At 73.8% G+C, this 16,348-nt stretch carries 14 protein-coding genes; 9 read left to right on the forward strand and 5 right to left on the reverse strand.

The features are described from left to right. Positions 1-58: 58 nt before the first annotated feature. The 7 genes from ACH4OA_RS18705 to ACH4OA_RS18735 all read left to right on the forward strand — a co-directional run bounded on the left by ACH4OA_RS18705 (position 59) and on the right by ACH4OA_RS18735 (position 5,866). Positions 59-886, forward strand: coding sequence for a glutamate ABC transporter substrate-binding protein (locus ACH4OA_RS18705; RefSeq protein ID WP_397943228.1), 828 nt, complete (start codon positions 59-61; stop codon positions 884-886). A gap of 75 nt (positions 887-961) precedes the next feature. After that, complete coding sequence (locus tag ACH4OA_RS18710) at positions 962-1,630, forward strand: amino acid ABC transporter permease (protein ID WP_358694101.1); 669 nt, start codon at positions 962-964, stop codon at positions 1,628-1,630. Then, on the forward strand, positions 1,627-2,523 hold the full coding sequence (locus tag ACH4OA_RS18715) for an amino acid ABC transporter permease (protein WP_397943226.1): 897 nt from the start codon (positions 1,627-1,629) through the stop codon (positions 2,521-2,523). Before ACH4OA_RS18710 ends, ACH4OA_RS18715 begins: the two co-directional genes overlap by 4 nt. Before the next feature lie 177 nt (positions 2,524-2,700). Then, entirely contained in the window at positions 2,701-4,338 is a 1,638-nt protein-coding gene (locus ACH4OA_RS18720; protein WP_397969823.1) for an FAD-dependent monooxygenase, read from the forward strand. 271 nt (positions 4,339-4,609) lie between these two features. Continuing rightward, positions 4,610-4,816 (forward strand): putative leader peptide, encoded by a 207-nt coding sequence (locus tag ACH4OA_RS18725; protein WP_365877516.1) that lies wholly within the window; start codon positions 4,610-4,612, stop codon positions 4,814-4,816. A 70-nt stretch (positions 4,817-4,886) separates the two neighbouring features. After that, a complete protein-coding gene (locus ACH4OA_RS18730; protein ID WP_397943220.1) occupies positions 4,887-5,429 on the forward strand; it encodes a cysteine dioxygenase in 543 nt (180 codons plus the stop codon). After that, positions 5,426-5,866 carry a rhodanese-like domain-containing protein gene (locus ACH4OA_RS18735; protein ID WP_365877512.1) on the forward strand — a complete coding sequence of 147 codons (441 nt, stop codon included), beginning with the start codon at positions 5,426-5,428 and terminating at the stop codon, positions 5,864-5,866. The genes ACH4OA_RS18730 and ACH4OA_RS18735 overlap by 4 nt, the downstream gene beginning before the upstream one ends. A 115-nt stretch (positions 5,867-5,981) precedes the next feature. Here ACH4OA_RS18735 and ACH4OA_RS18740 read toward each other — a convergent pair whose 3' ends face one another. From ACH4OA_RS18740 to ACH4OA_RS18760, 5 genes are all read right to left on the reverse strand, one after another. After that, positions 5,982-6,146: a hypothetical protein gene (locus ACH4OA_RS18740; RefSeq protein ID WP_397969825.1), complete on the reverse strand. Its 165-nt coding sequence runs from the start codon at positions 6,144-6,146 to the stop codon at positions 5,982-5,984. 99 nt (positions 6,147-6,245) lie between these two features. Continuing rightward, entirely contained in the window at positions 6,246-7,067 is an 822-nt protein-coding gene (gene recX / locus ACH4OA_RS18745; RefSeq protein ID WP_365877510.1) for a recombination regulator RecX, read from the reverse strand. A 3-nt stretch (positions 7,068-7,070) separates the two neighbouring features. After that, entirely contained in the window at positions 7,071-8,201 is a 1,131-nt protein-coding gene (gene recA / locus ACH4OA_RS18750) for a recombinase RecA (protein ID WP_365877507.1), read from the reverse strand. Between the two features lie 231 nt (positions 8,202-8,432). Next, a complete protein-coding gene (locus tag ACH4OA_RS18755) occupies positions 8,433-9,572 on the reverse strand; it encodes an AI-2E family transporter (RefSeq protein ID WP_365877546.1) in 1,140 nt (379 codons plus the stop codon). A gap of 255 nt (positions 9,573-9,827) precedes the next feature. Then, entirely contained in the window at positions 9,828-10,022 is a 195-nt protein-coding gene (locus ACH4OA_RS18760) for a DUF3046 domain-containing protein (protein ID WP_365874227.1), read from the reverse strand. 80 nt (positions 10,023-10,102) lie between these two features. On the opposite strand from ACH4OA_RS18760, the gene ACH4OA_RS18765 reads away from it, so the two are divergent. Next, on the forward strand, positions 10,103-11,047 hold the full coding sequence (locus ACH4OA_RS18765) for a hypothetical protein (protein ID WP_397969827.1): 945 nt from the start codon (positions 10,103-10,105) through the stop codon (positions 11,045-11,047). 204 nt (positions 11,048-11,251) lie between these two features. After that, positions 11,252-16,318: an ATP-dependent helicase gene (locus tag ACH4OA_RS18770; RefSeq protein WP_397969828.1), complete on the forward strand. Its 5,067-nt coding sequence runs from the start codon at positions 11,252-11,254 to the stop codon at positions 16,316-16,318. The last annotated feature ends 30 nt before the right edge of the window (positions 16,319-16,348 follow it).

Genomic DNA, 16,348 nt, shown 5'->3' on the forward strand with positions numbered 1-16,348 from the left:
GGCCCGCACCGCACGTGCCCCAGGGACTCGTTCCTCACCACTCAGAAGGATGTTCAGCATGAAGCTCCGCAAGGTCACCGCCGCCTCGGCCGTCCTCCTCGCCCTGTCCGTGACCGCCACCGCGTGCGGCGGCGGCAGCGACGACAAGGGTTCCGGCGGCAAGAAGATCTCCATCGGCATCAAGTACGACCAGCCGGGCATCGGCCAGAAGACGCCGCAGGGGTACGCGGGCTTCGACGTGGACGTGGCCACCTACGTCGCCGAGAAGCTGGGGTACAAGGAGGACCAGATCGAGTGGAAGGAGTCGAAGAGCGCCGACCGCGAGACCATGCTGAAGCGCGGTGACGTCGACTTCATCGCCGCCTCGTACTCGATCACGCCGGAGCGCCAGAAGCTGGTCGACTTCGCCGGCCCGTACCTGCTGGCCCACCAGGACGTGCTGGTCCGCGCGGACGACGCCTCGATCAAGTCGGCCGCGGACCTCAACAAGGCGCGGCTGTGCTCGGTCACCGGCTCCACCTCGGCGCAGAACGTCAAGGACAAGCTGGCCCCCAAGGCGCAGCTCCAGAAGTATCCGACGTACTCCGCCTGTCTGACCGGTCTGCAGAACAAGGCGATCGACGCCCTCACCACGGACGACTCGATCCTCGCCGGTTACGCCGCCCAGTCGCAGTTCAAGGGCAAGTTCAAGCTGGGCGGCCTGAAGCTGACCAACGAGAACTACGGCATCGGCGTCAAGAAGGGCAGCGACCTCAAGGCCAAGATCAACAAGGCCCTGGAGGAGATGGTCTCCGACGGTTCCTGGCAGAAGGCCGTGGACAAGAACCTCGGCCCGGCCGGCTACAAGAACGAGCCCGCCCCGAAGATCGGCGAGATCAAGAGCTGAGGCAACGCCCGAGGGGTGCGCCGTCCGCGCGGGCGGCGCACCCGGGCATCCCTACACGCGGAAGCGCGGGAGATCGTGTTCGACTTTCTTGACGGTTACGACGTACTGGGCGCCTTCTGGACGACCGTGCAGCTGACGCTGCTGGCCGCCGCGGGCTCCCTGGTCTGGGGCACCCTGCTGGCCGCCATGCGGGTGGGTCCGGTGCCGCTGATGCGCGGTTTCGGCACCGCCTACGTGAACATCGTGCGGAACATCCCCCTCACGGTGATCATCCTGTTCTCGTCGCTGGGCCTGTACCAGACCCTGCGGATCACCCTCGGTGCCGGTGACGACGTGGACACGGCCAACTTCCGGCTGGCGGTGCTCGGACTGGTCGTCTACACGTCGGCCTTCGTGTGCGAGGCGATCCGCTCCGGCATCAACACCGTGCCGGTCGGCCAGGCGGAGGCCGCGCGCGCCATCGGACTCAGCTTCACCCAGGGGCTGTTCCTGATCGTGCTGCCGCAGGCGTTCCGGGCGGCCGTCGGCCCGCTGACCAACGTGCTGATCGCGCTGACGAAGAACACGACGGTGGCGGCCGCGATCGGCGTCGCCGAGGCGGCGCTGCTGATGAAGGACATGGTCGAGAAGGAGGCGCAGTTGCTGCTGATCTCCGCGATCATCGCGTTCGGCTTCTGCTGCCTGACCCTGCCGACCGGCCTGATCCTCGGCTGGGTGGGCAAGAAGGTGGCGGTGAAGCGATGACCTCGGTCCTGTACGACGCCCAGGGACCGCGCGCCAAGCGGCGCAACGTCCTCTACACGGTGCTCTTCCTCGTCGCGCTCGCGGCCCTCCTGTGGTGGCTGTACTCGTCCCTGGACGCCAAGGGCCAGCTCGCCTGGGCCCTGTGGAAGCCCTACCTCGGCGGCGGCGCCGAGGCCTACTCGACCTACATATGGCCGGGCCTGCAGAACACGCTGAAGGCGGCGGCGCTGTCGATGGTCATCGCGCTGCCGCTGGGCGCCGTCCTCGGTATCGCGCGGCTCTCGGACCACGTGTGGGTACGGGTGCCCGCGTCGGTCGTGGTGGAGTTCTTCCGCGCGATCCCCGTGCTGGTGCTGATGATCTTCGGGCTGGCGCTCTTCGCCCAGTACACCGACGTGAACTCGGACGACCGCCCGCTCTACGCCGTCGTCACCGGTCTGGTGCTCTACAACGCGTCGGTGCTCGCGGAGATCGTCCGCGCGGGCATCCTCGCGCTGCCGAAGGGCCAGTCCGAGGCGGCCATGGCGATCGGCCTGCGCAAGGGCCAGGTGATGCGGCTCATCCTGCTGCCGCAGGCCGTGACCACGATGCTTCCGGCCATCGTCAGCCAGCTCGTGGTCATCGTGAAGGACACCGCGCTCGGCGGCGCCGTCCTCACCTTCCCTGAACTGCTCGCCTCGGCGAACACCATGAGCGGCTACTACGGCGCCAACACCATCGCGTCCTTCACGGTGGTGGCCGTCATCTACGTGATCATCAACTTCTCGCTGACCTCGTTCGCGAGCTGGCTGGAGGGCCGGCTGCGGCGGCGCAAGAAGTCGACCGGCGTGGTGCTGAGCGCCGAGAAGACGGCGGACGTCCAGGGCGCCGCGGGGACCGGAACCTCCGCCTGACGCCAGGTCAGACCCGAATGCACCACCCGGAGGCAGTGGCCTGATCGCCACTGCCTCCGGTCGCTTGACGCAAACTCTGCCAATGGGTTGCATACGCTTTGTGATCGTGCACCCCGCTCCGCCTTCCTGTTCACTTGTCTCCGTCAGGGCATCGTCACGGGCAGGGGGCGGCGCGTCATGGACCCGGTGATCATCGTCGGAGCGGGGCCGGTCGGACTGACACTCGCCCTGCTGCTGACCCGTCAGCGCGTGCCCGTCGTCGTGCTGGACGAGGGCCCCGGCAAGGACGAACCCCGCCCCGCGCGCACCGTCGTCCTGCACGAGGACACGGCCGGCCTGCTGGAACGGCTGACCGGAGCGGCGCTCGGCGCGCACGGCGTGCGCTGGGCCGGGTGGCGGTCGCTCCGGCGCAAACAGGTGCTCACCGAGATCGCCTTCGCCGAGGACGATCCCGCCGCCCCGCTGCACATCGCCCAGCACGTCGTGACGGACGCCCTGCGCGCGGCCCTCGCTGGCGAACCGCTGGCCAAGGTGGCCGTCGACAGCCGCCTGGACGCGGTCGAGCAGGAGCGGGCCGGCGTCACCGCGCACACCCGCGGCCCCAAGGCCACCTGGTGGCGCGGCAGTTACCTGGTCGGCTGCGACGGCCCCCGCTCCACCGTGCGCAAGTTGCAGGACATCCGCTTCCCGGGCCGTACGGCGGTGGAGCGGCACGCGGTCGCCGCACTGCGGACCGAACTCCCGTGGGAGGCACACGCGGTGCTCCACCGGATGCCGCCGTGGCGGTCGTCCGGACCTGCGGTCACGGAGGTGACCGCCCGCCCCCTGCCGGACGGCGCCTGGCGCCTGGACTGGCTGCTGCCGCCGGGCAAGGACCTGGTCACGCCCGAGATGCTGGTGAGCCGCATCCGGGAGACCCTCACGGGCTGGACGGGCAGCGCCGCACCGGCGTACGACCTGCTCGACACCGGAGTCCACACGGTGCACCACCGGCTGGCCCGCCGCTGGCGCGCCGGCCGGGTCTTCCTCGCCGGGGACGCGGCCCACCTGCTCGGCGCGGCCGGCACCCAGGGGCTCGACGAGGGTTTGCGGGACGCCGGCAACCTCGCCTGGAAGCTGGCCGCCGCCTGGCACCACGGCCCGCACGAGGCCCTGCTGGACAGCTACCAGACCGAGCGGCGCGCGGTGGTCGCCGCCCGGCTGCGCGCCGCCGACCAGGCGCTGCCGGGGCTGCGGGGCGGCGGCGGGCTGCGCGGCATCGTGCCGGGCGCCGCCCGGGGCCATGACGCGCTGCTCACCGACGGCCACCTGGGCCGCGGCCCGCTGGGCGCGTCCGGTACGTACGCCGGCTCGCCGCTCATGCCGGGCCGGCTGGAGGCGGCCATCTCCGTGGACACCCCGCCGGGCGCGCCGGTCACCGACGTCCGGGTCACGGCGGAGGACGGGTCCTTCGTCCCGCTGCGCGACCGGCTCGGGCGCGGCGCGCTGCTGGTCGTGCTGATCGCGCCCGGCACGGGTGTGTGGGACCGCAAGCACTGGGTGTCCGCCGGGGTGATGCCCCGGCTCGCGGCGGCCGTGACCGCGCTGCCGCACCCCGCCGAGCTGCTGGTCGCCGAGAGCTACCCGGGCGCGCCGGCCCACAGTGTGCTGCTCGTACGGCCCGACGGCCACCTGGTCACGGCGCTGAGCGGGGTCCGCCCGGCCGACCTGTACACGGCGGCGGAAGCCGCGCTGGGCGGCGCGGCCCCGGCGGAGGGGACGGCGGAGCGGGAACAGGAACCGGCGACGGCGGAGGCGGCGTCCGGCGCGCGGTGAGGGGCGGCGGGGGTGCGCGCCGTGGGTGTGTGCGGCGGGGGTGCGTGCGGTGGGCGCGCGCGGCAGGTGCGTGCGGTGGATGCGCGGGGGCGGGTGCACACGCTGAGTGCGCGCGGCGGGGGGCGCGCGGTGGAGGGGCGTGCTGTGGGGGCGTGCTGTGGGGGCGTGCGCGGCGGGTGCGCGCTGAGTGCGTGCGGTGGGAGCGTGCGATTGCGCGGGGCCGGGTGGCGGTCCGCGCCGGGGTGCGTGTCGGGGAAGTGCGCAGGTCCCGATGTGCGCCGGTGGCGTGCGCGGGCCCGGACCCGGTGCGCGCCGGGCGTACCCCCCGGCCTTCCGTCCACGAGGTGACACCCGGTTGACCGGGATACGCCGGCATGCTGTACTCCGGATCGTGACCGACACCTACGTGCGCCTGTGGCGGAGGGTCCATATGGACCTCGTCCGCTACGCGGGCTGCGTCTGTCACCCGTCCTGCTGAATTCGCGCCCCCTCCCTCACCGGGCGCCCCCGCGCGCCCGTTTCCGCGAACGCCCCACAGGACGGTTCCCGTGTCTGCCCCCTTCTCCTCCCCCCTGCCCTCGGCCGTGTCCCCCCGCTCCGCGCCCACGCAGGCGGACCTCCTCGGCTTCGTCCGGCGTGCGGCGGCCGACGCCGAGCTGATCGCCTCCCTCCCGCTCGACCCGGAGGGCCGCACCTGGGTGCGGCTCCAGGGACCGCGCGGCAGCGAGGCCTGGCTGATCGGCTGGCCGCCCGGTACCGGTACCGGCTGGCACGACCACGCCGACTCGGTCGGCGCGTTCCTCACCGCCTCGGGCGCCCTCACCGAGAACTCCCTCGCCACCCGGCTGCCCACCGACGGCTGGAAGACCCTCGAACTCAACGACGGCGTGGACCGCGTACGCCGGCTGCCCGCCGGGCAGGGCCGCGCCTTCGGCCGCCACCATGTGCACGAGGTGCTCAACGAGTCCCTTGACCGGCACGCGATCTCCGTCCACGCCTACTACCCGCCGCTCCCCCACATGCGCCGGTACAGCCGCACCGGCCAGGTGCTGCGCCTGGAGCAGGTCGAGCGCGCGGAGGACTGGCAGTGAGCGGCACGGGCGAGCGGCCGGTGACGAGCGGCGGACCGGACGGACGGCCGCCCGGCATCGACGAACTGCTGGACCGGGTACGGGCCGGCTACCGGCGGATCGAGGCGCGCGAGGCGCACGAGGCCGCGCGCGCCGGTGACGCCCTGCTGGTCGACATCCGGTACGCGGCGCTGCGCGAGCGGGACGGACTCATCCCGGGTGCCGTCGTGGTCGAGCGCAACGAACTGGAGTGGCGCCTCGACCCGCAGGGCAGCCACCGCCTCCCCGAGGCCACCGGACACGACCTGCGGATCGTGGTCGTCTGCAACGAGGGCTACGCCTCCAGTCTCGCCGCCGCCTCCCTCCACCAGCTCGGCCTGCACCGGGCGACGGACCTGGTGGGCGGTTTCCAGGCGTGGCGGGCGGAGGGCCTGCCGGTGGAACCGGCCACGGCCTGACCGCACCCGGCGGACCGCCGAACGCGCCGACGGGCCGTGGACACCCTGCCTCGGCGGGTGGTGTCCACGAACCACCGGCGCTTCGGCGTTCCCCTCCCGGCCTCGCCGGCGCCGGCTACTCCCCGGCCGTCGCCACCGTCACCGCCCGCACCCGGAGCGCCACGCGTCCCGGCACGGCACTGGCCACGAGCGCGAGGACACCGACGATCCCGACGACGCAGGCGTAGACGAGCGGGCGGGCGGAGCACTGCGGTGGCCCGGTGTCCTGGCGGAGGGGCACCCCACCCGTGCGCGGCGGGGGTTGACCCCACCCTGATCCCGGCCGGCGCCGGCGCCGGTCCGCACCGGCCGGTCCGGCACGCCCGCGCCGCGGGTCCCGTCAGATGTCCCCGTCCCCGAGGAAGTCCGTGTCCTCGCCCTCCTCCTCCAGGGCCTGGCGGACGACGCGGAGGGCCATGCCCTCGGGATAGCCCTTGCGGGCGAGCATGCCCGCGAGCCGTCGGATCCGTTTGTCGCGGTCGAGGCCCCGGGTGGCCCGCAGCTTGCGGGCGACGAGTTCCCGGGCGGTCTCCTCCTCCTGCTCGGAGTCGAGCCGGGCGACGGCGTCCTCGATCAGCGCCGGGTCGACTCCCTTGGTGCGCAGTTCCCGGGCGAGGGCACGGCGGGCGAGTCCCCGCCCATGGTGCCGGGACTCCACCCAGGCGTCCGCGAAGGCGCCGTCGTCGATGAGCCCGACCTCCTCGAACCGGGACAGCACCTCCTCGGCCGCGGCCTCGGGGATCTCCCGCTTGCGCAGCGCGTCCGCGAGCTGTTTGCGGGTGCGCGGGGTCCCGGTGAGCAGGCGCAGGCAGATCGCCCGTGCCCGCTCCACCGGGTCCCCTGAAGACTCCCCCCGCTCGTCCCTCGCCGAGGAGGGGGCGCCTTCGTCCTCACCGGGCGCGTCGCCGAAACCGCGCCGCCGGCCACGCCCGCGCCCGCGGCCCCCGCCCCGCGGGCCGTCCTCGTCACGCCGGCCGGACCGGTCGCGCCCGCCGTACTCGCCCGATACGCCGTGTTCGCCGTGCCCGTCGTCCCGCGGTCCGTCGTCCGGTGGTCCGTCACCACCCTCCGGGACGGAGTCCGGGCGGCTCCCGGTGCCCCTCCCCCGTGGGGCACCGGGAGCGGCGTACTCGTACCCGGCCCAGTCGGTTCGTCGTGTCACGGGTCAGCTCTTGGCTGCGGCGGCCTTGGGCTTGGCGGCCTTGGCGGCCGCCGGGGCGGGCACCACCTTGGCGGAGTCCTCGGCCACGACGGGGGTGACCGCGGCGTCGGCGCCCGGCTCGGCGGCGGGCTCCTCCGGCCGGACCCCGACGCCCAGCTTCTCCTTGATCTTCCTCTCGATCTCGTTCGCCAGGTCGGGGTTGTCCTTGAGGAAGTTGCGCGCGTTCTCCTTGCCCTGGCCGAGCTGGTCGCCCTCGTACGTGTACCAGGCGCCGGCCTTGCGCACGAAGCCGTGCTCCACGCCCATGTCGATCAGACCGCCCTCGCGGCTGATGCCCTGGCCGTAGAGGATGTCGAACTCGGCCTGCTTGAAGGGCGGCGCGACCTTGTTCTTGACGACCTTGCAGCGGGTGCGGTTGCCGACCGCCTCCGTGCCGTCCTTCAGGGTCTCGATGCGGCGGATGTCGATGCGCACCGAGGCGTAGAACTTCAGCGCCCGGCCACCGGTCGTGGTCTCCGGGGAGCCGAACATCACGCCGATCTTCTCGCGGAGCTGGTTGATGAAGATCGCGGTGGTCTTGGACTGGTTGAGCGCGCTGGTGATCTTCCGCAGCGCCTGGCTCATCAGGCGGGCCTGCAGACCCACGTGGCTGTCGCCCATCTCACCCTCGATCTCCGCGCGCGGGACGAGCGCGGCGACGGAGTCGATGACGATGAGGTCCAGGGCACCGGAGCGGACCAGCATGTCCACGATCTCCAGGGCCTGCTCGCCGTTGTCCGGCTGGGAGAGGATCAGGTTGTCGATGTCGACGCCCAGCTTGCGCGCGTACTCGGGGTCGAGGGCGTGCTCGGCGTCCACGAAGGCCACCTGGCCGCCGGCCTTCTGCGCGTTCGCCACGGCGTGCAGGGTCAGGGTCGTCTTGCCGGAGGACTCCGGTCCGTAGATCTCCACGACACGGCCGCGCGGCAGGCCACCGACGCCGAGGGCGACGTCGAGCGCGGTCGACCCGGTCGGGATGACCTCGATGGGGTCCCTCGACCGCTCGCCCATGCGCATGACCGCGCCCTTGCCGAATTGTCGTTCAATCTGCGCGAGCGCGGCTTCGAGCGCCTTCTCGCGGTCGGTTCCTGCCATGGGTTCCACCCGGTTTGCTTGAGTCGATCGCTTCACGTCAAAGACGCTAACGCCTGCCACTGACAATGCGCCCCGACGCAGGTGCAGCCTGTGGATAACTGAGGGACATCATCCCGCGAACCGGGACAAAATCTCCAATCCTGAGCCTTGCCTGAGCCTCCATATGAATAGATGTTCGATTTTGGTGTCAAGCGCGCCCCACGGCCTCCGGGACCGGGCCGGTGGACCGGCCTACGACCGGCTCTGCCCGCCGGGCCGGCCGGCCCACCGCTGTCGCACGCGCGCGAGCGCTCCGGGACCGGAGCGGCTCCTGCTGCTGCGGTGGCCGTGCACCCGGGGATCGTCCGTGACGGCGTACCGCTTCACGTACGCCCCGAGGAACGCCTGGAGGGTGGCGACCGCCGGGATGGCGATCAGCGCGCCGACCGCGCCCAGCAGCGCGGTGCCCGCGATGACCGAGCCGAAGGCGACCGCCGGGTGGATGTCGACGGTCTTGGCGGTCAGCTTGGGCTGGAGCATGTAGTTCTCGAACTGCTGGTAGATCACGACGAAGACCAGCACCCACAGCGCGTACCAGGGGTTGACGGTGAACGCGATCAGCATCGGCAGCGCGCCCGCGAGGTACGTCCCGATGGTGGGGAGGAACTGCGAGACCAGGCCCACCCAGACACCGAGCACGGGCGCGTACGGCACGCCCATGACCTCCAGCAGGATGTAGTGCGCGACCCCGGAGATGAGCGCCATGAGTCCGCGCGAGTACAGATAGCCGCCCGTCTTGTCGACGGCGATCTCCCAGGCGCGCAGCACCTCGGCCTGGCGCGCGGGCGGCAGGACGGAGCACAGGGCGCGGCGCAGGCGGGGGCCGTCCGCGGCGAAGTAGAACGAGAACAGGGCGACCGTGAGGAGCTGGAAGAGCCCGCCGAGCACCTGGGTGGACACGTCGAGGACGCCGGCCGCGCTGTTCTGCACGTACTTGCGCAGCCAGTCGGAGTGGAGCAGGCCCTCCTGGATGTCCACCCGTTTGAGGTGGGTGTGGAAGGTCTGGTTGATCCAGTGGATCAGCGAGTCGAGGTATTCCGGGAAACCCTCGATCATCTTGACGATCTGGCCGGCCAGCATCGAGCCGAGCAGGGTGACGAACCCGGCGACGGCGACGGTCAGTCCGAGGAAGACCAGGAAGGTGGCGAGGCCCCTGCGCATGCCACGGGCCGACATCCGGCTCACCGCCGGCTCGACCGCGAGCGCCAGGAAGAACGCGATCAATATGTTGATCAGGAGACCGGTCAGCTGGTGGAAGGCCCAGCTGCCCAGCTGGAACGCGGCGACCAGCGCGAGCGCGAGCACCATGGCGCGGGGCAGCCAGCGCGGCATCCGGCCGCCGGGCGCGACGGGGTCGGGGAGCGGGGGCCGGCCGGGCGGGGCCGGGGCCGCCTGCCGGGCGGACGGCTCGCCGTCCGCGGCAGTGGGTGCAAGGGAGTCCTCGTCGATCGATGCCACGCGCCCAGTCTCGCCCACGCCACGGACAACCGGAGCCCGCCGGGGAGCTTCGCGCCGGATCGATGCCGTACTGTCGAATTCGGGGCCGGCGGTCCCGGCGTCCCGCCCGCCGTCAGCGCGTCTTCCCGGTCAGCGCCTTTCGCCCGGTACGTCCATGACCGCGCAGACCACGCGCCACACGTCCTTGGCCGCCCAGCCGGCGTCCAGTGCCTCGTGCACGGTGCGTCCGCCCAGTTCCGACATGACGTGATCGCGCGCGAAGATCTCGGCGTACCCCGGACCGAAGTGCTCCGCCATTCGCTGCCAGAAGACCGTCAACCGCATGACTCCAGTATCCCGCCCCCGGGGGGCGGCCCTGTCCGGGAGGGCCTGCCGGGACCGCGGTCCGCCCTACGGTCTGACCCATGGCAGATTCAGGAGCTTCCCCACTCCCCTCCGCGCCCCCGGCGCGCTCCCCGCTCTTCCGCGCCGAGCAGTTCGTGTGGCTCACCGCGCGCGTGCTGGAGCAGCGTCTCTTCGCCTACCACTTCCTGCACGGCGGCCCGGAGCCGGTGGAGACCGCGCTCGACGCCTACCGCAACGAGGACGGCGGGTACGGACACGCGCTGGAACCCGATCTGCGCGGGCCGGTCAGCCAGCCCCTGCACACCGCGCACGCGCTGCGCGTGCTGGACGCCGTCGGGCGCTGCGGCGGACAACGGGTGGAGCGCGTGTGCCGCTATCTGACCTCGGTCTCCACCGCGGACGGCGCCCTGCCGGCGGTCCATCCCAGCCAGCGCGGGTATCCGGCGGCGCCGTTCGTCCCGGTCGTCGACGATCCTCCCAGCGAGCTGTTGTCCACCGGCCCGGTGGTCGGGCTGCTGCACCGCAACGAGGTGTGGCACGCCTGGCTGTTCCGGGCCACCGACTACTGCTGGCGGGCGGTGGAGTCCCTGGAGAAGTCCCACCCGTACGAGGTGGAGGCCGCCGTGGCCTTCCTGGACTCCGCTCCCGACCGTCCGCGCGCGGAGTCCGCCGCCGGCCGGCTGGGCCGCCTGGTGCGGGAGCAGCGGCTCGCGGCGCTGGAACCGGACCGTCTCGACGCGTTCCCGGTCGCCGCCGGCTACGCCCCCGGCGAGCACCACTTCCCGCACGACTTCGCCCGGAGCCCGGACTCGCTCGCGCGCGCGTGGTTCACGGACGACGAGATGGAGCGGTCGCTGGACCACCTGGCCGCCGGGCAGCAGGAGGACGGCGGCTGGCCCGTCACCTGGCGCCGGTGGGCCCCGGCGCCCGCGCTGGAGGCACGCGGCCTGGTGACCATCGAGGCCCTGCGCACCCTGCGGGCCCACGGCCGCTTCGTCGGCTGAGCCACCGGCCTCCCCGGCCGGTGTGGCACGGGCGGGCCAGGGTGGCGCGGGCCGGCTGGGGGTGGCGCGGGCCCGCCGGGGTGGCGCGGAAAGCAGGCCCGTCATGGCCGGCCGTACGACTGGTCACACCGGCCGGCCGGCGCGGGTGGCGTTCCGTTTGCCCAGGTCAGGGCGATTGTCAGTGGGCGGGTGCAGGATGGACGCATGGTCAGCTCCGCACACCGGGCCTTGGACGGCTTCTCCCCCGCGACCCGCGGCTGGTTCACGGGGGCCTTCTCCGCGCCCACCGCCGCCCAGGCGGGCGCGTGGCAGGCCATCCGGGAGGGCTCGGACGTGCTGGTGGTCGCCCCGACCGGCTCGGGCAAGACGCTGGCCGCGTTCCTCGCCGCCCTGGACGAGCTGGCCTCCGCGCCGCCCCCGGCCGACCCGAAGAAGCGCTGCCGGGTGCTGTACGTGTCGCCGCTGAAGGCCCTGGCCGTCGACGTCGAGCGCAATCTGCGCAGCCCGCTGACCGGCATCCGCCAGGAGTCCGTGCGGCTGGGCCTGCCCGAGCCCGAGATCCGGGTCGGCATCCGGTCCGGCGACACCCCGGCCGCCGAGCGCCGCGCCCTGTCCACGCGCCCGCCGGACATCCTGATCACCACCCCCGAGTCGCTGTTCCTGATGCTGACCTCGGCCACGCGCGACGCGCTCACGGGCGTGGACACGGTGATCCTGGACGAGGTGCACGCGGTCGCGGGCACCAAGCGCGGCGCGCATCTCGCGCTCTCCCTGGAGCGGCTGGACGAACTGCTGCCGCGGCCCGCCCGCCGGATCGGCCTGTCGGCGACCGTGCGCCCGGTCGACGAGGTGGCCCGCTATCTGTCGCCGCGCCGCAAGGTGGAGATCGTCCAGCCGGAGTCCGGCAAGGAGTTCGACCTCTCCGTGATCGTCCCGGTGGAGGACATGGGCGAGCTGGGCGGCGCCCCGGCCGCCGACGCCGCCGAGGGCGGGGAGCGGCCGTCGATCTGGCCGCATGTGGAGGAGCGCATCGCCGACCTGGTGCAGGCCCACCGGTCCACGATCGTGTTCGCCAACTCGCGCCGCCTGGCGGAGCGGCTGTGCAACCGGCTCAACGAGATCGCGTACGAACGGGCGACCGGTGAGCCGCTGGCGGAGCACCACTCCCCGGCCCAGCTGATGGGCGGGTCGGGCGCGGCCCAGGGCGCGCCGCAGGTGATCGCCCGCGCGCACCACGGGTCGGTGTCCAAGGAGCAGCGGGCCCTGGTCGAGGAGGACCTGAAGGCCGGCCGGCTGCCCGCGGTGGTGGCCACCTCCAGTCTCGAACTGGGCATCGACATGGGTGCCGTGGACCTGGTCGTGCAGGTCGAGTCGCCGCCGTCGGTCGCCTCCGGGCTCCAGCGCGTGGGCCGCGCGGGCCACCAGGTCGGCGCGGTCTCGACCGGTGTCGTCTTCCCGAAGTACCGGGGCGATCTGGTGCAGGCGGCCGTGGTCACGGAACGGATGCGCACGGGTGCCATCGAGTCGCTGCGGGTGCCCGCGAACCCGCTGGACGTGCTCGCGCAGCAGGTGGTGGCCATGACGGCGCTGGACACCTGGCAGTTCGACGACCTGCTGGCCGTGGTGCGCCGCGCGGCCCCGTTCGCCTCGCTGCCCGAGTCGGCGTTCACGGCGGTCCTGGACATGCTCGCGGGCCGCTACCCCTCGGACGCGTTCGCCGAGCTGCGCCCGCGCGTGGTGTGGGACCGCGTGACCGGTGACATCACCGGCCGCCCGGGCGCGCAGCGCCTCGCCGTCACCTCCGGCGGCACGATCCCGGACCGCGGTCTGTTCGGGGTCTTCCTCGCCGGCTCCGACCCCAAGAAGGGCGGCGGCCGGGTCGGCGAGCTGGACGAGGAGATGGTCTACGAGTCCCGGGTGGGCGACGTCTTCACGCTGGGCACGAGCTCCTGGCGGATCGAGGACATCACCCGTGACCGCGTCCTGGTCTCGCCCGCGCCGGGCGTGCCGGGCCGGCTGCCCTTCTGGAAGGGCGACCAGCTCGGCCGCCCGCTGGAGCTGGGCCGCGCGGTGGGCGCGTTCCTGCGCGAGGTCGGCTCGCTGCCCCGGGACGCCGCGCGGACACGCCTGCTGGCGGCCGGCCTGGACGCGTGGGCGGTGGACAACGTGCTGGCGTACCTGGACGAGCAGCGCGAGGCGTGCGGCCACATCCCGGACGACCGCACGATCGTCGTGGAGCGGTTCCGTGACGAGCTGGGCGACTGGCGGGTCGTCGTCCACTCCCCCTTCGGCGCCCAGGTCCACGCCCCCTGGGCGCTCGCCCTCGGCGCCCGCCTCTCCGAGCGCTACGGCATGGACGCGCAGGTCATGCACGCCGACGACGGGATCGTGCTGCGCCTGCCCGATGCCGATCTGATGGGCCTGGACCTGCTCGACCAGGAGCCCGTGAAGGCCGGTACCGAGTACGACGGCGAGCAGGCCCCCATCGGCGCGGCCGATGTCGTCTTCGACAAGGGCGAGGTCGACCAGACCGTCACCGACCAGGTGGGCGGCTCGGCGCTGTTCGCCGCCCGGTTCCGTGAGTGCGCCGCCCGCGCGCTGCTGCTGCCGCGCCGCAACCCGGGCCGGCGCACCCCCCTGTGGCAGCAGCGACAGCGGGCGGCCCAGCTGCTCCAGGTGGCGAGCGAGTTCGGTTCGTTCCCGATCGTGCTGGAGGCGGTCCGCGAGTGCCTCCAGGACGTCTTCGACGTCCCCGGGCTGGTGGAGCTGATGGGCGACCTGGAGTCACGCAAGGTGCGCCTGGTGGAGGTCACCACCCCGGAGCCGTCCCCGTTCGCCCGCTCCCTGCTGTTCGGCTACGTCGCCCAGTTCCTGTACGAGGGCGACTCCCCGCTGGCCGAGCGCCGCGCCGCCGCGCTGTCGCTGGACTCGCGGCTGCTGGCCGAGCTGCTGGGCCAGGCGGAGCTGCGCGAGCTGCTCGACGCCGAGGTGCTGACCGAGCTGGAACGCGAGCTGCAGTGGCTCACCGACGACCGCCGGGTCAAGGACGTCGAGGGCGTCGCGGACGTGCTGCGGCTGCTCGGTCCGCTGACCGACGCCGAACTGGTCGCGCGGGGCGCCGATCCGCACTGGGCGCGGGAGCTGGCGGGCGCGCGCCGGGCCATCAGGGTGCGGATCGCGGGCGCCGACCACTGGGCGGCCGTCGAGGACGCCGGGCGGCTGCGCGACGCGCTGGGCACGGCGCTGCCGGTGGGTGTCCCGGAGGCGTTCACCGAGCCGGTCAAGGACCCGCTGGGCGATCTCCTCGCGCGCTACGCCCGTACGCACGGCCCGTTCACCTCGGCGACCGCTGCGGCCCGGTTCGGGCTGGGCGTGGCGGTCACCGAGGGCGCCCTGCAACGGCTGGCCGGGGCCGGGCGGGTCGTCCAGGGCGAGTTCCATCCGGCGGGCATCGGACAGGAGTGGTGTGACGCGGCGGTGCTGCGCCGGCTGCGCCGCCGCTCGCTCGCGGCCCTGCGGCACGAGCTGGAGCCCGTGCCGCCCGCCGCGCTCGCCCAGTTCCTGCCGCAGTGGCAGCACATCGGCAAGGGCCACGGGCTGCGGGGCGTGGACGGCCTGGTGCGCGCCATCGAGCAGGTGCAGGGCGCCTCCGTGCCCGCCTCCGCGCTGGAGAAGCTGGTCCTGCCCTCCCGGGTGGCGCAGTACACGCCCGCCATGCTCGACGAGCTGACCGCCGCCGGCGAGGTGGTGTGGGCCGGCGCGGGCGCCCTGCCCGGCAAGGACGGCTGGGTCTCGCTCTATCTGGCGGACGCGGCCCCACTGCTGCTGCCGGCACCGCACCCGCTGGAGCTGACCGCGCTCCACCAGTCCGTCCTGGACGCCCTCGCCGGGGGCTACGGCCTGTTCTTCCGGCAGATCGCCGACCAGGTCCGCGCCACCACGCACCCCGACGCCACCGATCCGCACCTGGCCGACGCCCTGTGGGACCTGGCCTGGTCCGGCCGGCTCACCAACGACACCCTGGCGCCGATGCGTGCCCTGCTGGGCTCCGGCCGCACGGCGGGTTCGACGGCGCACCGCGCCAAGCGTGCCGTGCCGCGCGGGCGCTACGGCTCGCTGACGGCCGCCGCGCGCACCGCCTCCCGCAGCGGCCCGCCGACTGTCGCCGGACGCTGGTCGCTGCTGCCCGTGGCCGAGCCGGACGCCACCGTGCGCGCGCACGCGCTGGCGCGCACGCTCCTGGACCGGCACGGCGTGGTCACCCGGGGCGCGGTCGCCGCGGAGGGCGTCGAGGGCGGCTTCTCGGCGGTGTACCGGGTGCTGTCGGTGTTCGAGGAGAGCGGTCAGGCCCGGCGCGGCTATGTGGTCGAGGGGCTGGGCGCGGCGCAGTTCGCGATGGACGGCGCGGTGGACCGGCTCCGCGCGGTGGCGAACGCCCGCGAGCGCTCCCAGGGCCTGCCCGCCCCGGCGGACAGGCACGGCTTCGACTTCCCGAGCCCCGGGAGCGGCCCGGGGTCCACGGCCGCGTGGCCGGCCCTGGGTGCCCTGGGGACCGGAGACGGCTCGGGTGCCCCGGACCCGTTCGGTGACGCGGACCGCGCCCCGCACGGCCACACCGCGCCCGGCGCCCTCGGCACGGCCGACGGCGCCTTCCCCCACCCTGGTCTGGACGGCGACTTCACCTGGCCGCCGGACGACCGCCCCGCCGCCGGCGGTCCGGTCCCGTCACGCGACCTCGCCGACCCGTTCGCCTCACCCGGCTACGGCGGCCCCCGCGGCGCCGGCCCCGCCCACGGCCCGGGCGCCTCCCCGGGCGGGACCCCGCGCCGTGGCTACGGCTACGGGCAGGACAGCGGCCGCCCGGGTCCCGCGGCGCCCGATCCCCGTGCCGTGGTCCTCGCCGCGGCCGACCCCGCGAACGCCTACGGCGCCGCGCTGCCCTGGCCGGAGCCGCCGACCGGTGCCGGCCACAAGCCGGGCCGCAAGGCGGGTTCGCTGGTCGTGCTGGTGGAGGGCGAGCTGACGCTGTACATGGAGCGCGGCGGAAAGACGCTGCTGGCCTGGCCCTCGGCACCGGACACCGCCGCACCGGACGACGTCCGGCTGCGTACGGCCGCCGAGGCGCTGGCCGCGGCGGCCCGCGCGGGCTCGCTCGGCACGGTCACGGTCGAGCGGATCAACGGCGCCCAGGCCCTGACGTCCCCGGCGGGCGCGCTCCTGGAGGCGGCGGGGTTCGTGGCGACCCCGCGCGGACTGCGCCTGAGAGCGTGACCCGCACCGCGCACCCCGGCCGGCCCGCCA

This window comes from Streptomyces sp. NPDC017095 (assembly GCF_044332325.1).
GTDB lineage: Bacteria > Actinomycetota > Actinomycetes > Streptomycetales > Streptomycetaceae > Streptomyces.

Bases quoted from the DNA above. Each gene is read 5' to 3' on its own strand.
- ACH4OA_RS18755 (WP_365877546.1), bottom strand. From the start codon at position 9,572: ATGCCGCGCTGGCTGCCCCGCGCCATGGTGCTCGCGCTCGCGCTGGTC.
- ACH4OA_RS18770 (WP_397969828.1), top strand. From the start codon at position 11,252: ATGGTCAGCTCCGCACACCGGGCCTTGGACGGCTTCTCCCCCGCGACC.
- ACH4OA_RS18715 (WP_397943226.1), top strand. From the start codon at position 1,627: ATGACCTCGGTCCTGTACGACGCCCAGGGACCGCGCGCCAAGCGGCGC.
- ACH4OA_RS18725 (WP_365877516.1), top strand. From the start codon at position 4,610: ATGTGCGCCGGTGGCGTGCGCGGGCCCGGACCCGGTGCGCGCCGGGCG.
- ACH4OA_RS18765 (WP_397969827.1), top strand. From the start codon at position 10,103: ATGGCAGATTCAGGAGCTTCCCCACTCCCCTCCGCGCCCCCGGCGCGC.
- ACH4OA_RS18705 (WP_397943228.1), top strand. From the start codon at position 59: ATGAAGCTCCGCAAGGTCACCGCCGCCTCGGCCGTCCTCCTCGCCCTG.
- ACH4OA_RS18760 (WP_365874227.1), bottom strand. From the start codon at position 10,022: ATGCGGTTGACGGTCTTCTGGCAGCGAATGGCGGAGCACTTCGGTCCG.
- recA (WP_365877507.1), bottom strand. From the start codon at position 8,201: ATGGCAGGAACCGACCGCGAGAAGGCGCTCGAAGCCGCGCTCGCGCAG.
- ACH4OA_RS18720 (WP_397969823.1), top strand. From the start codon at position 2,701: ATGGACCCGGTGATCATCGTCGGAGCGGGGCCGGTCGGACTGACACTC.